This window comes from Geobacillus sp. DSP4a (assembly GCF_013096875.1).
GTDB lineage: Bacteria > Bacillota > Bacilli > Bacillales > Anoxybacillaceae > Geobacillus > Geobacillus thermophilus.
On sequence record NZ_SDLD01000286.1, the window covers coordinates 1 to 255 of the forward strand.

Genomic DNA, 255 nt, shown 5'->3' on the forward strand with positions numbered 1-255 from the left:
TCACGAATCATGTGCAATACGGTCCACGGCTCACGGCGCTCGTTGTTTATTTACATCATATCCAATTGATCCCGTACAAGCGTTTAAGTGATACAATCGAAGCGTTATATCAACACTCGATTAGTACAGGAACCCTTGCCAATATGGTGAAACGAGGACGCGAAGCGCTGGAATCAAATATGGACATCATCGAAGACGCCTTACTTGAATCCAACATCCTGCATGTCGATGAAACGAGTTTGCGCATCAATGGGA

Annotated in this window: 1 protein-coding gene; it reads left to right on the plus strand. The window is 45.1% G+C overall.

Annotated elements, in window-relative coordinates; genetic code table 11:
- On the plus strand, positions 1-255 hold a 255-nt coding region (locus tag ETC02_RS17375; protein WP_171698516.1), incomplete at both ends, for an IS66 family transposase.